The sequence below is a fragment of the Bradyrhizobium prioriisuperbiae genome (assembly GCF_032397745.1).
Classification (GTDB): Bacteria; Pseudomonadota; Alphaproteobacteria; order Rhizobiales; family Xanthobacteraceae; genus Bradyrhizobium_A; species Bradyrhizobium_A prioriisuperbiae.
Map to the genome: position 1 here is coordinate 3,543,262 of NZ_CP135921.1, position 19,925 is coordinate 3,563,186.

The 19,925-nt window shown below is 58.1% G+C and carries 19 protein-coding genes; 8 read left to right on the top strand and 11 right to left on the bottom strand.

The features are described from left to right. Positions 1–331 precede the first annotated feature (331 nt). A complete protein-coding gene (locus RS897_RS16680; protein WP_315837615.1) occupies positions 332–928 on the bottom strand; it encodes a phosphotransferase in 597 nt (198 codons plus the stop codon). A 361-nt stretch (positions 929–1,289) separates the two neighbouring features. Next, positions 1,290–2,273 (bottom strand): GlxA family transcriptional regulator, encoded by a 984-nt coding sequence (locus RS897_RS16685; protein WP_315837616.1) that lies wholly within the window; start codon positions 2,271–2,273, stop codon positions 1,290–1,292. Between the two features lie 92 nt (positions 2,274–2,365). Between RS897_RS16685 and RS897_RS16690 the strand changes: the two genes are divergently transcribed. The 4 genes from RS897_RS16690 to RS897_RS16705 all read left to right on the top strand — a co-directional run bounded on the left by RS897_RS16690 (position 2,366) and on the right by RS897_RS16705 (position 7,281). Continuing rightward, positions 2,366–3,073, top strand: coding sequence for a DJ-1/PfpI family protein (locus RS897_RS16690; protein ID WP_315837617.1), 708 nt, complete (start codon positions 2,366–2,368; stop codon positions 3,071–3,073). 161 nt (positions 3,074–3,234) lie between these two features. Next, complete coding sequence (locus RS897_RS16695; protein ID WP_315837618.1) at positions 3,235–4,485, top strand: ABC transporter substrate-binding protein; 1,251 nt, start codon at positions 3,235–3,237, stop codon at positions 4,483–4,485. A gap of 17 nt (positions 4,486–4,502) precedes the next feature. Then, complete coding sequence (locus tag RS897_RS16700) at positions 4,503–5,294, top strand: creatininase family protein (protein ID WP_315837619.1); 792 nt, start codon at positions 4,503–4,505, stop codon at positions 5,292–5,294. Between the two features lie 625 nt (positions 5,295–5,919). Further along, entirely contained in the window at positions 5,920–7,281 is a 1,362-nt protein-coding gene (locus tag RS897_RS16705) for an LLM class flavin-dependent oxidoreductase (protein ID WP_315837620.1), read from the top strand. A 31-nt stretch (positions 7,282–7,312) separates the two neighbouring features. On the opposite strand, the gene RS897_RS16710 is transcribed toward RS897_RS16705, so the two are convergent. From RS897_RS16710 to RS897_RS16725, 4 genes are read right to left on the bottom strand one after another with little or no spacing between them, the layout of a single operon-like run. Further along, positions 7,313–8,548 (bottom strand): M20 family metallopeptidase, encoded by a 1,236-nt coding sequence (locus RS897_RS16710; RefSeq protein ID WP_315837621.1) that lies wholly within the window; start codon positions 8,546–8,548, stop codon positions 7,313–7,315. 13 nt (positions 8,549–8,561) lie between these two features. Further along, positions 8,562–9,743, bottom strand: a complete 1,182-nt coding sequence (gene argE / locus RS897_RS16715) for an acetylornithine deacetylase (RefSeq protein ID WP_315837622.1) — start codon at positions 9,741–9,743, stop codon at positions 8,562–8,564. Beyond that, a complete protein-coding gene (locus RS897_RS16720; RefSeq protein WP_315837623.1) occupies positions 9,740–10,417 on the bottom strand; it encodes a DUF1028 domain-containing protein in 678 nt (225 codons plus the stop codon). The genes argE and RS897_RS16720 overlap by 4 nt, the downstream gene beginning before the upstream one ends. Before the next feature lie 29 nt (positions 10,418–10,446). Then, complete coding sequence (locus tag RS897_RS16725; RefSeq protein WP_315837624.1) at positions 10,447–11,028, bottom strand: phosphate/phosphite/phosphonate ABC transporter substrate-binding protein; 582 nt, start codon at positions 11,026–11,028, stop codon at positions 10,447–10,449. Positions 11,029–11,543: 515 nt separating this feature from the next. Between RS897_RS16725 and RS897_RS16730 the strand changes: the two genes are divergently transcribed. The 3 genes from RS897_RS16730 to RS897_RS16740 all read left to right on the top strand — a co-directional run bounded on the left by RS897_RS16730 (position 11,544) and on the right by RS897_RS16740 (position 14,150). Then, positions 11,544–13,055: a 4-hydroxyphenylacetate 3-hydroxylase family protein gene (locus tag RS897_RS16730; RefSeq protein ID WP_315837625.1), complete on the top strand. Its 1,512-nt coding sequence runs from the start codon at positions 11,544–11,546 to the stop codon at positions 13,053–13,055. Between the two features lie 4 nt (positions 13,056–13,059). Further along, positions 13,060–13,617, top strand: coding sequence for a flavin reductase family protein (locus tag RS897_RS16735; RefSeq protein WP_315837626.1), 558 nt, complete (start codon positions 13,060–13,062; stop codon positions 13,615–13,617). Positions 13,618–13,739: 122 nt separating this feature from the next. Continuing rightward, the gene (locus tag RS897_RS16740; RefSeq protein WP_315837627.1) at positions 13,740–14,150 is read left to right on the top strand and encodes a RidA family protein; all 411 of its coding nucleotides are present in this window, start codon (positions 13,740–13,742) and stop codon (positions 14,148–14,150) included. A gap of 24 nt (positions 14,151–14,174) precedes the next feature. On the opposite strand, the gene RS897_RS16745 is transcribed toward RS897_RS16740, so the two are convergent. Genes RS897_RS16745 through RS897_RS16760 form a run of 4 tightly spaced genes read right to left on the bottom strand, consistent with a single transcriptional unit; the run spans position 14,175 to position 17,914 of the window. Then, on the bottom strand, positions 14,175–14,972 hold the full coding sequence (locus RS897_RS16745) for an ABC transporter permease (RefSeq protein WP_315837628.1): 798 nt from the start codon (positions 14,970–14,972) through the stop codon (positions 14,175–14,177). A gap of 1 nt (position 14,973) precedes the next feature. Then, complete coding sequence (locus tag RS897_RS16750) at positions 14,974–15,819, bottom strand: ABC transporter permease (RefSeq protein ID WP_315837629.1); 846 nt, start codon at positions 15,817–15,819, stop codon at positions 14,974–14,976. A gap of 5 nt (positions 15,820–15,824) precedes the next feature. Continuing rightward, positions 15,825–16,901, bottom strand: coding sequence for an ABC transporter ATP-binding protein (locus RS897_RS16755; RefSeq protein ID WP_315837630.1), 1,077 nt, complete (start codon positions 16,899–16,901; stop codon positions 15,825–15,827). Next, a complete protein-coding gene (locus RS897_RS16760; RefSeq protein WP_315837631.1) occupies positions 16,898–17,914 on the bottom strand; it encodes an ABC transporter substrate-binding protein in 1,017 nt (338 codons plus the stop codon). The genes RS897_RS16755 and RS897_RS16760 overlap by 4 nt, the downstream gene beginning before the upstream one ends. A 247-nt stretch (positions 17,915–18,161) precedes the next feature. On the opposite strand from RS897_RS16760, the gene RS897_RS16765 reads away from it, so the two are divergent. Continuing rightward, positions 18,162–18,902 (top strand): class II aldolase/adducin family protein, encoded by a 741-nt coding sequence (locus tag RS897_RS16765; RefSeq protein ID WP_315837632.1) that lies wholly within the window; start codon positions 18,162–18,164, stop codon positions 18,900–18,902. 21 nt (positions 18,903–18,923) lie between these two features. Here the strand turns inward: RS897_RS16765 and RS897_RS16770 are convergent, their stop codons facing one another. Further along, positions 18,924–19,919 (bottom strand): LysR substrate-binding domain-containing protein, encoded by a 996-nt coding sequence (locus tag RS897_RS16770; RefSeq protein ID WP_315837633.1) that lies wholly within the window; start codon positions 19,917–19,919, stop codon positions 18,924–18,926. Between the last annotated feature and the right edge of the window lie 6 nt (positions 19,920–19,925).

The window sequence follows — 19,925 nt, forward strand, 5'->3', positions numbered from 1 at the left end:
AAGCGTCGGCGAACGTTGGCGAACTCCGCCACAGTGATCCCGCCAGGCAGATTGGCGCGCATTGAGCCGACACTTCCGTCGAGATTCGAACGGCAGTGACAGGCGCAAAGATATGCAATCCGTCTCAAACGCGCGCGAGCGCTTGCGGCTGTTGACCGCGCTCTATTCGTTCCATGCGCGACGTCTACCGTACCGCAAAGCGAAGGCTTCCGCATCTTCGGTGGTGCGACCGCGTTCGGCGCGACAGGAAGAAGACCGCCCACGACGGCTCGACGATCCGAGCTTATATTTTCGTAAGTCGTGGTGTTTTGTCGGTTACGCGCGCCGGCCTTTACGCAGCGTCGGGCGTCCGACGGGCCGCCGTCCGGAGATGCTCGTCGGCCAATTGACCGATGATCCGGTCCGCCAGGCGGTAGGCATGCACCCGGCGCTGTTGGCCCTCGGCATCGTCTCCGTCGTACGACGCCTTCCGGAGCAACTGCAGTGCGACGACGACCGGGTACTCCACGTCCGAGAACTGGACGGTGAACGCCGTCTGCCGGATGTAATGCAGCGCATCGAGGAGGTTCGCCGCATCCCGTTCGGGGCGCGGCGGCACCGCAGGCGTACGCAGCGCCTTCAGCTCATAGACCTCGTCGGCCAGCCGCATCCAATCGTCGCCCGCGACGAGCCGGGTATCCATCATCAAGGACACGTCCAACGCTGCGGGATCCACGGTCAGCGGCCCGTAGTCGACCGACGCGAAATCGATCAGGATCGCGTCCGCGCCGGCGATGCGGACGTTGTTGCCGTGAAGGTCGCCATGCGTCGTTCCGTAGCGGTATCTGATCGCCGGCAGCGCCAGGAACTGCGCCTCGGCCTCTTCGACGTCTCGTCTCGCTCCGGGGCGCCCGGTATCCGAAGAATGAGAGCTACGCTTGAGATCCATCGCCCGCCGGACGCCGGCCTGCGCGAACGCCCGAACTAGACTGCCGCTCGGCGCATCGAACGAATGCTCGCGCAGCTAGCCCAGAAACACGTTTTCGTAGGGCCTGACTTCTGCAGGAGCGGCGGCCAACGCGGCGCGCATCGACGCGTTGGTGTGCCAGCCCAGGCCCCGGGCGAGGGCTTCGACCTGTGGGACGATTTGACGTCCGAGAGCGATGCCCGCAGGGCATCCTCTAATCGTCACGACGTGCATTCCAACCATCCGCAGATTTCATTCCGGTCGACGTTCAGGATATGATAATTTTGGTGCGGTCTGTCGCGTCCGTCCTTCTATTGCGGATATGCTCAGTCCGCTTTCGGGACTATGGATCGTTTCGATGAAACCTGGCTCGATACTCGTGCGGTAACACGTTCAGTCGCCGGCGAAAGGCGCGTCGCAGGTGCTCTTCGCTCTGGAAGCCGGCGCGAGTCGCGATTTCCTTGATGCCGACGTTGGACTCTTCCAAAGCTCTGCGGGCGGCTTCGACGCGAAATTCCTCGACGGCCTTCCCGGGTGACCGACCCGTTCTTTGTCGGAAAACGCGGGCGAATGTGCGGGGGCTCATTCCGGCCTTCTCGGCGAGGCGCTCTACGCGCAAATCGCGTCCCAGGTTGCCTTGTATCCATGTCGAGATTTCTTCGAACGATCTATCGTCGGCGGACTGCACCGAAAGAGGTACGCTGAACTGAGCCTGTCCCCCGGGTCGTTTTAGAAACACGACCAGCCGGCGTGCTACCCTCATCGCTTCGCGGTGGCCAAGATCGTCTTCCAGCAGGCTGAGTGCCAGATCGATGCCCGCGGTGACGCCCGCCGATGTCCAAATTCCCCGGTCGTGCACAAACACCGGGTCGACCAAAACGGAAATTTCCGGATGTCGGGCACCAAGCAGTTCGCAAGAACCCCAATGGGTTGTCGCTTTTCGTCCGCTCAGCAAACCGGCTGCCGCCAAAACGAAGGTGCCCGTACAGACCGAACAGACACGCCTTACGTTCGGCGACGCTGCGTGCAACCATTCAATGAGCCGGGGGTCGGCAGCGGCACGGTGAACTCCAGGTCCGCCGCCAACGAATAATGTGTCGATATCGGTCGGATCACAGTCGGCAACGGGTGTCGTCATCAGTTCCAAGCCTGCCGAGATCCTTATCCGTCCTCCCTTCGACGAGCAAATCTGCCAAACATACGGCGCGTGCTTACGTTCATAAGTTTCGCAAGCTAATTCAAAGACTTGCATGGGGCCGGCGAAGTCGAGCAGCAAGGCGTCCTCGAACAGCACGAAAACCAGGCGTCGGGGAGAAGATGATGTCATGATCAGCCTTGGCAGAAATTGCGTGTATTATGACATTTCGGCAAACCCGCTGGACTGTCAACGTCGCTCCGCTCCAACCCGCGAGGTGACAGATGTCCAGCAAGCCAATCGAGATCGGTATCGTTTTTTTCCCCGGAATGACTCAGCTCGATGTCACGGGACCTTTCGAAGTGTTGGCTCGCTTGCCAAATGCTCGCGTTCATCTCTTGTGGAAGCGCATCGAACCGGTGATCAGCGATGTCGGCCTTCCGTTGCTGCCGACCACCACGTTCAGCGACTGTCCGGATTTGGACATTTTCTGCATCGGCGGCGGCCCTGGCATGACGTCGATCATGGACGATGATGAGGTCATCGCGTTTGTTCGCGAGAAAGGAGGCGCGGCGCGCTTCGTCACCTCAATCTGTGCCGGCTGTCTGATCCTCGGTGCTGCGGGGTTGCTCACGGGTTATAAGTCTGCGTGCCATTGGCTGATGCGGGACATGCTCGCATGCTTCGGGGCGATCGCGGTTCACAAGCGTGTTGTTGTCGATCGCAACCGCATTTCCGGCGGCGGCGTTACAGCTGGCGTCGACTTTGCCTTCCAGGTCGCCGCGGAGGTCTGCGGTGAGGACGTCGCCAAACGGCTTCAACTTTTCCTCGAATATCAACCGGAGCCACCGTTCGACATCACGGTGCAGAATGCTCCTCCCGAACTGCTGGCAAAGCTTCGCTCCGATTCCGTTCCTTGGCTCCGTGACCGTCAAGCAGCAGTTGATCGCGCGGCCAGGAAGCTTGCATCCCGGGAAACCGTATCGGCTTAAGCGCTCAATCGAGCTCCGATATCGGCGTGCGGCAATCAAGTGTCGTGCGCCAGATGGTCTCGAGGATCGCGTCCTGCGATTCAGATCCGGAACGCTCCTCACCAGCAAATCACGAGCACAATGAGAGGCTTTATGTCGAGGGCAGTCGAATGACGTGTGGAATGAGCTTGAATGTGTTGCCAGGGCGTTGCCCGAAGCGAGCCCAAAGCAGGCTCGTACTCTTTTTTGCGCTGGCGACAATACTAATCGCTCCTCAGGCGCTCGCTGCCGAGTTCTCGGATGGTGTCGTCCGGATCGGCATCATCAACGACCAGGCAGGACCATTGTCGGATTCGAATGGCCGGGGATCCGTTATCGCTGCGAAATTGGCAGCAGAAGACTTTCAGAAGACATCACCGTCGATCAAGGTCGATATCATATCGGCGGACCACCAGAACAAAGCAGATATCGGCGTAGGTATTGTTCGCAAGTGGTTCGACGTAGATGGCGTCGACATGGTCGCTGATGTGGGTAACTCGGCGGTTGGATTGGCAATTCAATCGATAGCTCGAGACAAGAACAAGATCGTCATTTATTCATCAGTTGCCACGACCGAACTGACTGGCAAGCAGTGTGCCAAAACGGGTCTCGCTTGGCTTCACGATTCCTACAATCTGGTTGCCGGTCCCATTCGCACGCTTGTCTCGCAGGGATACGATACCTGGTTCTTTATCGCGGCCGACTACGCGTTTGGAAAGAACATGGTTTTGGAATCGCAGCGCGCGCTTGCGGCCGCAGGCGGCAAGTCGTTGGGCGCGGTGTTTCACCCGCTCGGAAATGCCGACTATAGCTCGTTTCTTCTGCAAGCCCAGGCGTCGGGCGCCAAGGTCGTCGCCTTTGCGAATGCTGGAGAGCAGCTTGTAACTTCGATGAAGCAATGGAACGAATTCGGCATGAATGTTGGGCCTCAGAAGCCCGTAGCCGAGTTAATGTTCATCACCGATGTGCACGCCATGGGTCCGGAAACGAGCAAGGGCCTGACCAGCTTGACCGCGTGGTATTGGGCACGAAATGACGAGACAAGAGCCTTTTCTCAGCGCTTCTACAAGCTGCACGGGGCGATGCCGACGGAACCCCAAGCAGCCGTCTATTCTGGCGTGTTTCACTATCTGAAATCCGTCGTTGCCGCTGGCACAGACGCCACAGACTCGGTTCTAGAAAAGATGCGCTCGACACCGGTCGACGATTTCTACGCGAGAGGGGCAAAGATCCGCGAGGACGGAAAGCTGATTCACGATTTCTATCTCGTTCAGGTTAAGGAGCCGTCCGCGATAACGGCTCTTTGGGAATACTATAACGTTTTGAAAACTGTCTCGAGCACGGATGCCTACCTGCCCTTAGCCGATAGTGAATGCCCGTTGGTCAAGAAGTAGTAGGGTGGATATCTTCTATGGCCGAGATCAACTGGAGTCGCCTGAACGCGCAAGCGTTAAGGGCGCTGGCGGCCCAGGACGCTGTAGTTCTCTTGCCGGTAGGATCTACCGAACAGCACGGTCCCCACCTCCCGACAGGAGTGGACGACATGCTTGTGACGGCGGTGTGCCGTCGAACGGCCCAACTATTGTTGTCCGACATCCCTGTGGTGGTAGCGCCAACCGTGTGGTGCGGACTCGCTGACCACCATCTATCGTTCGGCGGAACGTTTTCGCTCAGCCTCCAAACGTATCATGCGCTGCTTCGCGATCTGTGCCGCTCTATCCTTAATGCAGGGTTCCGAAAAGTGGTGCTCGTTAATGGGCATGCAGGCAACATCGCCGGCCTCGCCGCAATATCCGCGGACTTGACACGTGAGCTTAACGTGCCAATTGCGACGGTGACCTATTTCATGGTTGCGCCAAATGAGATCGCGAGCTTGTTGGAGGACCAGAAGGGCCTCATGCACGCCTGTGAGGCAGAAACTTCCATGATGATGGTAGTCGCGCCAGAGCTAATCGACATGGCGCGGTGTTCAGAGGCACAGGGTCCGTCCTTCGATGTTGCCGCCTCTCTCTTGCCTACGCTCAGACGTTTTATTCCATTTGATGAGGTAACCAGCTCGGGCGTCGCCGGCGATGCAAGGCGCAGCTCGAGCCTCAAAGGCGAGGCTCTACTGGGGGCTTGTGCAAGTGCGTTAGCCGAGAGTTTGAAGGGCGGGGAACCTTGGCAGACAGCGGCATTTCCGTTCGGTGCGGCAAAGCGCTAAAATTTTAAGATCGATGTTGATCGTTGTCCTCCTGGGCTTTCCGTCTGTATTGCTAATAGGGTACCGGACGACGGTAATTGCGGAAGCAAGGGGCGGGGCGACGCCAGTCGGTATGGGCGAAGATGCCTTAAGCATGATAACGACATTGGCCAGAGCGATCGGGTAGGCACACAATGGCACACGACCGCTGCGCGCGCACAAGTCACTGAGCGCGATTTGGTGCAGATGGCGCGCCATTCAGAATAAAACTGCGAACTCGTATACCATTGAAATCATTATATAAAATTGACCTTCTTTCACGGCGACTGCCTGACATGAGAGGAAACCGATCTAACGAATCTGCTTCCCGCGCAGTAGAGCGTGACTAACATCGGGTTGCCCAAGGGCAAATCGTTACCCGCGCCTCAGAAATTATCGCCGAACGAGACGATGGTAGGGTCGATCGGTGCCGAGTCCGCGCGATACGCCCGATGGCGTCTCTCGAATAGCCTATCCACAACCAAGAAATTTGCGAAGTTACGAGGGGCTGCGACCGGCTTAGACTCGTATGGGTGCCGTGGTCCGGCCACCCGGCACCCTCCAATCTTCACCGAGCCAGAATATAGAGCCGTCGAAAGCGTCGAACATGCGAAAGATCCTGCTCAATGCATTCAACATGAATTCGGTCGGTCACATTGCGCACGGGCTCTGGCGCCATCCTCGGGACAATTCGACCGACTATAACAGCCTGGAATACTGGACCTCGTTGGCGCAATTGCTCGAGAAGGGCAAGTTCGATGGCTTGTTCATGGCGGACGTCGTCGGCGTGAACGACGTCTACGGGGCGTCACCGAAAGACGCCTGCAAGGAGGCTGTGCAGATTCCGATTGGCGATCCCGTTCTGTTGATATCGGCCATGGCAGCTGTAACACGCAACTTAGGCTTCGGCGTCACCGCGAATCTTTCCTACGAATATCCATATCTGCTGGCTCGCCGCTTTTCGACGTTGGATCATCTGACCAAGGGTCGGGTCGGCTGGAACATTGTTACGGGCTACCTCGACAGCGCTGCGCATGCAATGGGTCGAGACGGTCAAACCGAGCATGCCCAACGCTATGAACTTGCGGAAGAGTTCATGCAGTGTGTCTACAAGCTTTGGGAAGGTAGTTGGGAGGACGGCGCCGTTCTGCGCGACCGGCAGTCGGGTGTTTTTGCCGATCCCTCCAAAATTCACACGATCAATCACGCCGGGCAGTTTCTTAAAATGAACGCAGTCCATCTTTGTGAGCCGTCGCCTCAGCGAACGCCAGTCCTCTATCAGGCCGGCTCATCATCCAGTGGGCAGTCGTTTGCCGGCAGACATGCAGAATGTGTCTTCCTGGTCGGACGATCACCATCCGAGACAGGAAAGATGGTTGCACAGCTCAGACAGCGAACGGCCGATGCCGGGCGCGACCCGCGGGGCGTCCTCGTCTTCCTTGGAATCGTCGTTGTCGTCGGAAAGACGTCGGCCGAGGCTCGCGAGAAGTATGACGAGTACAAGCGTTTTGCCAGTCCCTATGCGGGGCTCGTCCACCTCTGTAGCTCGACAGGAATCGATTATTCGCAATATGGCCTGGACGATCCGATCGTAGCTGAAAACACGAACGCTATGGTTTCTGCTGTGGAGGCCATCACCAAGAGGAACCCCGGCGGAGCGCTGACTGTTCGCAAGCTTTTGGGTCAGTTGGAACTCGGTACCCGCATTGCGGCTATCGTCGGCGACCCGATCGAAGTAGCGGACGCCCTTCAAATGTGGGTCAAAGAGGCTGACATCGACGGCTTCAATCTTATCCGGACAGTTACCCCGGAAAGTTTCACCGACTTCGTCGAGCTTGTCATTCCCGAGCTGCAGTCGCGTGGCGTGTACAAGCTGGAGTACGCGCCCGGTACGCTGAGGGAAAAGCTGTTTCAGATGAATGCGGGCTTACCATCAGACCATTTCGGGAGCCGCTTCCGACACGCCTGAACCTCCGACACGTCGAAAGCGCATGCCGCCGTCAGGCGGCACACACCTGAATAGCCGTAAGCGCCATGACTTTCGCCACAGTTTCCATTTCACTAATGATGACGCAGGCGCCTTCCGGACCTGCCGCTGCGAATTCAGTCAAAGGTCCGTAATTGACGGCAGCAATGCCAGCTTTGCAGAGCCAAGATGTATCGCACGCCGAATAGGATGTCGGCAGGATGGCGCCAATCCGATCTATGTTTTTGCCCGAAACCGATCGGTACGCACCGGCAATCAATTGAACGATCTCGGCCTCCTCCGGAACCTCTACCGGATCCATCACCAACCGACGTCGGCCCTTGATCGAAGGCGGCGGCGGCACCTCGATCTGGTAATTGAACTCTGGAATATCACACTTAATGCCATCAAGGACCGACGTGATGTCGCTGAGCACGTCACGAACTGTTTGACCCGGCACGAAATGGACATCGACAACGATGGTGCAATAGTCCGGAATGTAGGGTGGTTCGGACAGGTACTCCGGACCGCGACCTCCAATGATGCTCCCCACGTTGAGACGCGGCAAGGCAGGCAGTGCCGGGAACGGCGGGCAGGAAAAGGTCATTCGGTCGAGCCGCCGAAGAACCTCAGCCATGTTGTTTACGGCATGAACCGTATCTTCTCGACGGCTTAGATGTCCTGAGCGCCCGAGGACGTGTATCGCAAAGTGAACGATACCGCTATGAATGGTAGCGATGTTGTTGGCGCCGAACGGCTCGGCAATGATAGCCATATCGGTGCGAAAGCCGCGATTCATCAGGTGATGCATGCCTTCGCCGCCCTGGGTCTCCCCCACGACGAAAGCAAGCACCAGATCGCCAGCCAAGGGAGCGCCTGACTGGCGGACCGCTTCGGCGGCCACCATGATGGTCGCGAGGCCGCCCTTCATGTTCTGCACGCCATGGCCATAGAGCTTGTCCCCCTCGACCCACGCCTGCCATGGATCGCGATCCCAGCCGCGCGTGAGCGAATTGATATCGGTGTGCCCGTTCAGCATCAGGCTACGGCCGCCGCTACGCCCTTTGAGCGTCGCAATGACCTGCACACGGCCGGGCTCGACCTCATCGAGCTCCACGGAATATCCGCGCTGCTGGCACCATTGGGCGATAAACATCCCGACAGGTGTTTCTTCGCCTTTAAAACTCGGTATCGCGACGAGGTCACGTGCGACACCGATAAGTTCGTCACGCTTGACCAGGGAGACGACGGCATCTGCCGGAACAGTCATTTGAGATTCCATATCAAGAGTAGATCGGGTGCCATGCGGGGTTGGTCAGCTTCAGCATCAGGTCACGAAGAAACGTGTCGCATGCTGCCAATTGCGACAGCTCGATATATTCTTCGGATCGATGGGCTTGTTGAACGCTGCCTGGCCCGCAGACCACCGCAGGAACGCCGAGCATCTCGGCGTAGAGACCCGCTTCCGTGCCGAAGGACACCTTTGACGGGCCCGATTCTCGGGCGAGTCCGTTCAAAAGGCTCTGTTCGCCGCCGGAAGAGGCTCTGAGTGCAGGATACGAATTGGAGATTTCGATATCGATTGCTGCTAAAGGCTGCGTCGCTTGATACCGTGCGACAATCGCGTTTGCCGCTTTGCTGAGCTGCTGCAGTATGCGAACCGGGTCGTCTCCGGGAAGATTGCGTATCTCGAAGTCGAAGCAGCACGAAGGTGGTATGACGTTCAAAATGGTCCCGCCGTCAATTCGTCCAACATGGACAGTGCTGAACGGTACAGCGAAGCCTTCGTCAATATGCTTGGATCGCCGGAGGTCATTCTGTAGCTTCGCAAATTCTTGCAACAGCTCGCCTGCCATCATGATCGCATTGGCGCCATCGTCCGGATCGCTGGAGTGGCCGGGAACACCTTGGCAACGCACCCTGCCCAATAGCTTTCCCTTGTGTGCTGTGACGAGAGACATTCCGGTTGGTTCGCCTATGACGCAGATCGTGGGAGCGCACGGCAAGCGGGCAATTTCCGGAAGCATTCTACGGACGCCGACGCAGCCAATTTCCTCATCGTGGCTGAAGGCCATATGGATGGGACGTTGCAGCCGTTGCGTCTCAATATTGGATGCAAGATTGAGTACGCAGGCGACGAACCCCTTCATATCGACGGTTCCACGGCCAATGGCCTTGCCGTCCATCACGCGCATCACAAACGGATCGTCGAGCCAGTCCTGGCCGTGCGTCGGCACGACATCGGTATGGCCCGAAAGCAGCACGCCTGGCTTGTGGTCCGGACCGATCGTCGCGTAGAGATTCGCCTTGCGCCCGTCTTCACTGAGGATGGTTTTTGCTCGAATCCCATAATCAGCGAGATATTCCTCAACATAACTGATCAGGGCGATGTTCGATTCGCTGCTGACTGTTGGAAACGAGACCAGGTCTCTCAGGATCGATAGACTATCGGGGCTATGGCTCACGGAGCGACGGCCTCCACATCGGTCGTTGGCGCTTCCGCGGGCCGAAGCGCGCGTGCGAGATAGATTGGCATTCGCGGTTCCCAGATATTCCAAAGATCCTGCAAGCCACCAATGGGGCACCCCTCTGTCCAGTCGACGCGGAGATCGACGATGGCCCAAGGAAGCTCGTGTACGACCACCAATCCGGCAGAACGCACCGGTTCGATTTCTCCTCCTGCCTGCAGACCGGCCTGCATCGCACGGATCAGGCGGTACGCCAGATGGCCACTCGCGCTGTCGAACGACTCGACCATCGCCGAAGGAATTGACACAGAGGCAAGCAAATTGCCGACGGCAGCCGCGTCCGATGTAACCGCAGATCCGGTCAGATCCATGCATTTAGCGCCGGTAAAGATTGCGGGCGCACCCACCTTCCCTACGGCTGCAAGCTGCCGATATTCGCGGTCGTTCGCGGTCGCGGAAATGATCTCGATCGTTTGCGTAGCGTTCGCACCTCGTTCCATGAGATCGAGGCCGCGGCGACCTAATGTCGGATCGGTAAAGTTCTGCGTTGCGAAGGCTCCCACATCCGCGCGGACATGAGCACAGCGTGCGGCCACCGATGGCGAGGACGACGATACGGCCATCCCCAGCATTCCCGTTGATGAACATCTCGCAACGATACTGAACGTCATTCCTTTAACCTCACCGCACTCGCGCTTAATTACTGGAGCTCTTCGTAACCGCGCCTCGCGGCTTCACGTTCGTAGTCAGAGAGCCGCTCATATGCCGCGACATCCGGCGCCGCCAGCCCCATCAGGCCGAGCACATCCAAGGTAGGGCGCAGGTGAGGATCTCGCACGATCTCGTGCAGGACATCGGTCAGCACTTTCACCTCGTCCTCAGGCGTACTCACTGACGTCACAAATGGCAGCGATGGGCTCGGGACCGTTTCGTCAAGAACGCGAAATTGCCTCCCGATCGATGCGTCGTGATGGCCAAGGAGCCCCCAGGTCACGCAGTCAATCGAACACACATCGATCGCCTTTGAACCGAGTTGCTCAACGCTCGCACCATGGCTACCGGTCATTTTGACGTCCGAGAAGAAGTGCCCGAAGCCGGCGAGGCGCGCCAGCGTCAGACGCGGCAAGTTCATTCCGGAATTCGAGAGATGGTTGTTGCAGCCAAATATCCGGCCCCGTAGATCGCCGAGCGTTTGCGCGTCATCATCGGTCCTGACGATGAAATAACCCCGGTGCGTAGCTCCCTCGCAACCCGCCCAGCGATAGCAGGGGACAGCCAGCATGCGAGCCCGGCTCCGAAAGCGCTTAAAGAGTGGATACCCGCAAATCTGCGTTAGAAAAATCTCTTCCCCGACATCTGGCGGAACCGCATGCCGCTTATGATCGAAGGCTATCTCGCTGGTATCGAGCCCACGATCGCAGAGGCGGCCTTTAACTATCGACCATAAGGCCTCGTTGGCTTTCGCTACTTCGCCAAAGCTGTACATGGGGAAACTTGCCGTTCGCACGCGTGCTTCTCATCATCGATCTCGGCATATTGCCGAGCGCCGGCCATCCAACTGCAGGCTTCTGACACGGACATTTGACGTTCGTACTATGCGCGCAACTTAGCCTGGCTCCAACTACGGTCTTTCTTTCCATTGGATCGCATTTTCTTAAGCGATCGACCCGCCCGGCAACTCCGCCAGTCAGGTTACGCGGCATCAGGAATTCCAAACCAACAGGCTCGAAACCCGTATTTCCCTTCGCCGCGCTCGTTGCCCATTGTCAGCACCAGACATCGATTTTGGGAGCAGTCATGATCCGTACGGGCGCGCAGTATCGAGATTCACTCCGGGATGGACGACACGTCTATGTCAGCGGAGAACGTGTGCGTGATGTTACAAAACATCCGACGTTCAAGCCGCTGATTGACATCCGGGCGCGATTCTATGACATGCAGCATGACGCCGCGACGCGCGACATCATGAGCTACGAGGACGATGGTAAGCGGAACGCGATTATCGCCAAATTGCCGTACAGCCAGGGCGATTGGTGGGACAAACGACGGGCAACCGATACGCTTCTCGAGGAGGTTGGCGGGATCGTTACGCGCGTCGGCGATGAAACTCTGGGCGAGATGTGGTCGCTGTTCGACGGCCAGGACGTCCTGAACGAAGTCGACCCCCAATTCTCCGCCAATATCCGCAACCACATCGCCAAGGTGCTCCAGGCCGATCCGTTTCACGTTTCGGCAAACACCGATCCGAAAGGCGACCGCTCCAAAGCCCCGCAGGATCAGGACCCCGATATGCTGTTGCATGTCGTCAAGGAAACCGATGCCGGCATCATCGTGCGTGGCGCGAAATACGAGACCGCGGCTGCCTACGCAAATCAGGCCTTCACCAAACCAACCATTGCGAACTGGGCCAATAACGCCCTCTCGGACTATGCGGTTGGGTTCATTTGCGACCTCAGCTCGCCGAATCTCAAATTCATTTGCCGCACGGGATTTGCCGGCCGCGCATCGGATGATGACTATCCGCTGTCAAACCGCTTCGACGAGGTGGACACGCTGGTTATCTTCGACAATGTACTAATTCCCTGGGAAAACGTTCTATTTTATCGGCACACGAAGGCTGCAACCTACATCAGGTCGACTTTGCATCGCTATTCGGCGTTCGCATTCATCCAGCGCAACATCAAGCTCGCCGATTTGATGATCGGCGCTGCTCTGTTCAACGCCCGGCAGACCGGTGTCGAACGGCAGCAAGCGGTCCAGGAAAAACTCGCGCAACTTGCCGTCTATCGCGAAAGCATCAACGCGCATCTGACCGCATCGATCGCTCTTGCAGAGCGTAGCCCCGGCGGTCTCATGATGCCCAATCAGTCGCTGCTCTATACCGGCCGTGTGCTGGCGTGTTCCCAGCTGCACGAAATGATGCATATTGCGCGGGAACTTTGCGGCGGCCAGATTTGCGTCACACCGGATGGTGCCTCCTTCGCCTCTGCTGAGACGGGACCCTGGCTCGAAAAATTCTATACGATCAACGAGAACTGGGTTTCCGGCGATCGCCGAAAGCTTCTGGCATTCGCGCGGGATCTGCTGAATTCGGATTACGCCGGACATCGTCTGACCTTCCAACTTTTCGCGCAGTCGCCGCCCTATGCGCACCTCGGTGCGGTCTACCGGACTTTCGATTGGGAAGGCTCCCTCGCCTTTGCTCACAAGGCCGCCGGACTTTCCGACAAGGTCTTTCCCAACAAGCCGCGCAAGAGCAGCGACAAAGCCTATCAACAGTGGGCCAGCCTCAACGGGCAGGTTCGGTGAAGCCATGACACAGACGTCGATTGCGAACGAAATGCCTCTCCGCGAGCGTTTCCTGCAAGGAATGAGCCACGCTGCCTGCACGGTCAATATCGTCGCCACGGATGGGCCGGCCGGGCGCTACGGCCTGACAGTGTCGGCGATGGCTTCGGTGACCGCAGACACCCCTCATCCCACCTTGCTGGTCTGCGTGAACGAAAGCAGCCAGGCGGCGCGGGCTATCGTGACAAACGAGCGCTTCGCCGTGAACATCCTGCGGGATGATCAGTTTCTCGTATCCGACCGCTTCGCCGGGCGATCCAAGTCGCCCAACGGCGATAAATTCTCCAATGTTGACATTACGCCGGACGCTCTGGGCTGTCCGCGGATTATCGGCTCCCTCGTGTCGTTCAGTTGCAGGCTGGCATCGTGGCAAACCATCGGCACACATCTGGTTCTTATGGGCAGTGTGGAGGACGTCGTTATGGCGGGATCCGGCTCTCCCCTCATCTACGCCAATCGCAGCTATGGCCGGCCGATGCCGCTATGGCGCGATTCCCGGGAAACCGCTGCTCAGCAAGCATGAGTTCGCCTCCCGGTCGGGGCCCGTGCGTGGCCTCTGGAGAGCGGCACGGCGACCGCGCATGGGCGGGCGCAACATGATCTGCGACGCCTTTCGTCAATTAAACCACTGCCACAGGACTCACGATGCACAAACGGATCAGGCCTTTCAACACAAAGGATACTTACCCCGAGCAAAAGCTCGACAATGACCTCTGCCAGGCTGTCGTCGCGCGCGGCACCCTTGTCTTTCTGCGCGGGCAAGTCGGCCAGCAGCTGGATGATGGCAGGAATGTTGCCGTTGGAGACGCCGCCGGCCAGGCCGACCAGGCGATGCTGAACGTCAAGCAGCTACTTACCGAGTGTGGAGCCAAGCTCGAAGACATCTGCAAGATCACGATCTACCTTGTTGATCCGCGCTACCGCGAGGTTATCTACCGTTCGGTCGGCGCGCATTTGAAGGGCGTCTTCCCCGTATCCACCGGGGTTGTGATTTCAGCGCTCGCCCGTCCCGAATGGCTGGTTGAGATTGACGTTACCGCTGTAATCCCCGATTAGGTCGGGGTCAACTTTCCTATTCTCTTAATGGGCTTTGACCACGTTATCGAGGCCGATCGCTTTCTGCACGAGCAGGACAGCCACCAGCGTAATGATCGACAGCAACGTCGACATGACCGCGACAAGGGGGTCATCAAAATCCCGGATATGCTGGTAGGCCGTGATGGATAAGGTGTCGCTGTTCAGATCCGTCAGAAACGCGTTCACCGAAAAATTGTCGATGACCTCGACGAACACAAACACCGCGCCGGCGAGAAACCCGGGTTTCAATTGCGGAAAGGTCACGTTGAGGTAAGCTGCGAAAGCACCCGCGCCGAGATCGCGCGCAGCCTCTTCCGTCGCGGGATCAATATTCTGATAATTTGCGGCGATCGCACGCAGGGCAAACGGCAAGCAGACAACCAGCATCGCGATCATCATGCGTACAAGCCCGCTCTCGATGCCGGCAAGCCGAAAAACGCTCAGAAACGCTATGCCGGTGACGATGCCAGGAACAACCAGGGGTGAGAGTGCGATCGCGTCCAACAAACGTCGGGATCGAAGCGAACCGCGGGCCATCACGTGCGCGGTTCCGAGAGCAACCAGCAGGCAAACGGGCGTCACAATGCCCGCGAGAATTGCGGTCCGAATCATCGCTGACTGGAACTTGGACGACTCAAAGAAGAGCGAGTACCATTTCAGCGAATAGCTCGCGATGGGAAACTGGAAATACTTTGAGGGTCCGAACGAATAATACGCGGTGAAGATCGTCGGCGAGATCACAAAGACCAGGATGGCGGCGCAAAACAGGATCCAGGGTAGACGGGCGACAGATTGCTTCATATCAAGGCTCCCTCCTTACGACACGGCCGGCGGCGCGCTCGAGCATAAACAAGGCGAAGAGACTGCCGATCGCCACTGTCAGAAAGGCGGTCGCCGCCGCAGCCGCATAAGGAAGATCGAAAGACACAAATATCTGATCGTAGATATAGTTCGATGCCAGGCGAACACGGCCGCCGCCAAGGAGCAGGGGGTACGCAAATGCGCTCATCCCGAGGGCGAATACGAGTGTCGCGCCGCTTACAATGGCTGGCAGCGTCAGCGGCAATGTAACTTTGGTGAACGCCTGAAAGGCAGTCGCGCCGAGGTCGCGCGCGGCTTCCTCGGTCCGCCTGGAAAGCGAGCGGATCGAACCGAACACCGTCAACACAAAGAAGGGAAGCGTGAAATGAAGCAGGGCAATGAACACGCCCGCATTGTTATAGACAAGCGCTATCGGCCGATCGATGATTCCCGCGGCGAGCAGGATATCATTGACGAGGCCCCGCCGGCCCAGCACGATAAGCCAGCCGTAGGCACGGCTGATACTCCCTGTCAGAAACGAGAGCACAAGCGCTCCGAGGAGAAGATGCCGCGCAAGTTTGGATTCTGACCGTGCGATCACATAAGCGGTCGGATACCCGAGCAGGACACTGGCGACCGTGATCGAGCAGGCAAACACGATCGTTGTTCCGAACGCTTCGAGTGCTCCCCGATCCGTCGCCAGACGCAGATAGTTGGCGAGCGTCCACGGTCCTTCGTAGCCAGGCGTGCCCGGAGCCGAATGCAGGAACCCAACACCGCCAAAAACCAAAAAGGCGCCGAAGAATATTCCGGCAAGGACCCCGGCTGGCAGCAGCAACAATCGCATGAGACTTACTCTTTCAAAGCGATCAAGTTTTCCGACCTGACGGCGAGGCCGACGATATCGCCAACGCGAGGGCCACCTGTCGAGCGCGGTGTCACGACCGACAATGTCATCGACCCAATCTCCACCTCATAGCTCATCGCACTTCCAATGAGGCTCGCGAATTCGACCTTGCCTCGAAACACAGCATTCGGATCGGACGTCTCCACAATGGCCAGGTTTTCCGGCCTAATCGCGATATGCGCGAAACGCTGCGCGCAATCGCCGGGCATCATTTCGACCTTTTCGCCGTTGGGCAGTCTGAAGGCGCGATTGTCACTCTCCCCGATCGGTTCCCCGGGGATAATGTTGGTCACCCCCATGAACGACGCGACGAAACGGTTGATGGGCCTGTCATAGACCTCAGCTGGAGCTCCCCATTGCACGATCTCACCGGCATTCATAACGGCGATCAGATCAGATAGGACCAGGGCTTCGTTTTGATCATGCGTAACGACCACCATCGTGACGCCCAACTGCTTTTGCAGCTTGCGCAATTCCGTCTGCATCTGGTCGCGCAACTGGCGGTCGAGCGCACCGAACGGCTCATCCAGAAGGAGGATTTCCGGTTCGAGGACGAGACAACGGGCCAGGGCAACCCGCTGCTGCTGCCCGCCCGATAATTCGGCGGGAAACCGCCTGGCAAGACCTTCCATCCGAACCAAGGAAAGCGCGTCGGCGACTTTGCGTTTGATCGCAGCTTTGTCCATTCGACGCAGCTTCAAGCCAAACGCAACATTGTCAAATACCGTCATGTGCGGAAACAGAGCGTAGCTCTGAAACAGCATGGCTGTCGGCCGGCGCTCCGGGCGCAGGTTCGTCACACTGCGCCCGTTGACAATGACATGCCCGCTGCTCGGCTCAACAAATCCGGCGATCATGCGAAGCAACGTGCTTTTGCCGCACCCCGAAGGGCCGAGGAGCGTCAACAGCGCTCCTCGTGGCAACTTCAGGGACACCTCGCGCACAACGTCTGCCTCCGTAAACCGCTTGCGCAAGCCAACGAGTTCGAGCATTGGCCGCTGAGCGTCCTCGGCAACGGTCATCGAGCGATCTCGGCCTTGAACCGCTCGTTCCAGGCCGCGACATTCGCGTTGATTTTTGCTTCGTCGAACGTCACCTGGTCCGCTTCGGATGGCAGGGCAGCCGCGAGTTGGGCGGACGGCACGACCATGTGGTTCACCGGCCCCATATCGAACATTGTCGAGATAATCTTCTGCGACTCCGATGAGATAACGAAATCCATGAACTGGACGGCCATATCCTTTTTGGGCGTGTTGACCAACGCCATCACGTCAAACAGGATGACCGCGGGCTTCGGCGTTTTTACCACCACGTCGACGTTATCGTCGCGAAGCGGCTTCGCCTGCGACGGCGGGCCCACCATGGCGGTGATCTCGCCTTGGGCTAGCGCTCTCCGGACGTCTGAATCGGATCCGTAGAACATCGCGATATTCGGCTTCAACTCCTTGAGAGCGGCAAAGCCGGGCTCAACATTGTCGATGCTGCCACCGTGAGTCAGAGCCGATAGCAACAACATACGCGCTTGATAGGTCTGCACATCGGGGACGCTGAGAGCACCTTTGAATTCGGGCTTCCAGATGTCCGTCCATGCGTTAATCGGGGCCTTCACCAGCTTCGGCCGATAGATGACGGAGAGCGGGTAATAGTAAGCGCCAACCCATGTGTCCGACTTTCCGCCGGCAACCAACGACCCAAGGTTCGTGAACTGCTGCTCCGGAATCTTGCTGAACATCTTTTGATCGGTCGTCACGCGCGCGGCAAAGCTCGAGGTCGTGAACCATACGTCGATCTTTGGCGCATCGCGCATGCTCTGCAGACGCGCAAAGCCATCAGCCGATCCCGACTGCGTCACAGGCACAACGTGGATGCCGGTCTTCTTCTCGAAATTAGTCGCGATTTGCTGAAGACCTTGCTCCCACGCCGTGCCCCAAGCCTGTACGGCGATCTCACGTTCGGCAGTCAATCCGGGCCTCGCGTCCAGCACAACGGTAGTTACGCAGGCGATGGCAAGCCAGAGCTTCAGAGCGGTGCGCATACGATCTCTCCATGAGTTTGCAATTCATCTCCTATCTGCATGACGTGCCCGGACGATCAGATAGCCATTGCATCGCACCATATCGTTTGGCGTTCCGCCAGCTTTTCGCAAGTTTTGTCACCCTGCATTTTACTAAGCACCTCTTTTGTTTTTCATCATTGCCTCAGAGGCTCCAAACCCATTTTAAGATTGGCGCGAGGTTTGCGCGCAGGATAGCGGGCCAGTATGGATATGTCGGAGGACCACCTTGTCGAACTTCAAGAGTGATGAATGGCAGCTGCGCGTCGATCTTGCTGCCGCTTTTCGAATGGCAGCACTTCTCGATTGGCATGAGGGGATCGCCAATCACTTCAGCGTCGCCTTATCGAACGACGGCCGCCGCTTTCTTATGAATCCGAAATGGCGACATTTTTCACTCGTCAAGGCCAGCGAACTGGTTTTGTTCGACGCCGATGACGACAAGACAATGGAGCAGAACAATGCTCCAGATCCGACGGCCTGGCACATACACGGCTCAATCCACGCGAAGCTTCCGGCGGCGCGCTGCGTCATGCATCTCCATTCGCCTTACGCCACCGCGCTATCAACCCTGAGCGATCCCGAACTAAAGGCCATCGATCAAACGACCGCACGCTTTCATCAGCGGGTCGCGCTTGATCTCGAGTACGGCGGCATGGCCGATGATCAGGACGAAGGTCTGAGGCTGGTTGCCGCTCTCGGTAACCACCAGACCCTGCTTATGGGCAATCATGGTGTGCTCGTCACCGGTCCAAGTATCGCAGAGACGTTCGACACTCTCTATCATTTTGAACGCGCCTGCCGAACCCTCATGCTTGCCTATGCCTCGGGACGTGACATCCGCTTTTTATCGGACCACGTTGCCGAGAAGACCGCACAAGCGTGGCAGCGAACCGCCCATGCGGGACTTACCCATTTCTCCGAGATGAAGCAGGTCCTGGACCGGCGAGACAGCAGCTATGCAACGTAGCCGCGTAGACATGCCGACAGCCTACCGTTGCCCAATATCCGCTTCACTTGCGACAGGCGGGGCGCTTGGCACGCGCCTTACCCATCGCTCGGAGTCGGGTGCGACCATTCCGGGGATATAGGAATCGGAGATGAATGCCTGGCAATGGCTTCTGAAAACCTCGATGATCCGGGAACGTGAGAGCTGCGAAAGGGTCGCGACACCGACGACCATTGGCCTGTGATCTCCCGCAAGCCGGACCCGAACGACGCGGCGGCCGTCAAGCGCAAGGTCCGATCGTGGCCGAACGTTTGCCAGCGTATATCCGTAACCGTTTGCCACCATTGTGCGAATGACATCCTGATGTTCGGACCGGGCCCTAATGTTTGGCTGTAGTCCCTCCTTCATGAACATGGCGAGGAAGTATTCCCGACTCAGAGGCAAGTCTAACAACAGCAACGGTTCTGCGGCCATCTCCGCGAGGCTAACCGATCCCTTGCCTGCCAACGGATGCGCCTCGCTGAGGACGACGTGCATCGGCAAACGTGCGAGCGGCAGAAAGGATATGCCCTCGGTCAGGTCCAGATCATAGGTGATCACCACATCGATTTCGGCTCGCCGTAGACCATCAAGCAACCTTTCCTGGTTCGTTGCCAGTTGTCTGACTTCAGCGCCGGGATATGCCGTCGTAAATGAGTGTGTCAGCTCCGGCATCACCATGGGAGCCAGAGTGGTCAGGCAACCAACAACGAACTTGCCCCTGATCTGGTCGCCGGCTTCGGACGCGACCGTATAGAGGCCTTGTGCTTGTTCGATGACGCGCTTGGCTTCAAGTAGGAGGGAGCGGCCTGCGGGCGTCAGCGAGAGTCCGAGCGCATGGTGACGGACGAACAGTTGAGTGCCGAGCTCCTGCTCCAGATGAGAGATCGCCGTGGATATGGAGGGCTGCGAGATATTAATTCGCTCCGAAGCCAGAGTGATGCTCCCTGTTTCGCCGGCAGCGACAAAATACTCCAACTGACGAAGCGTAAATCGCATCTCTCT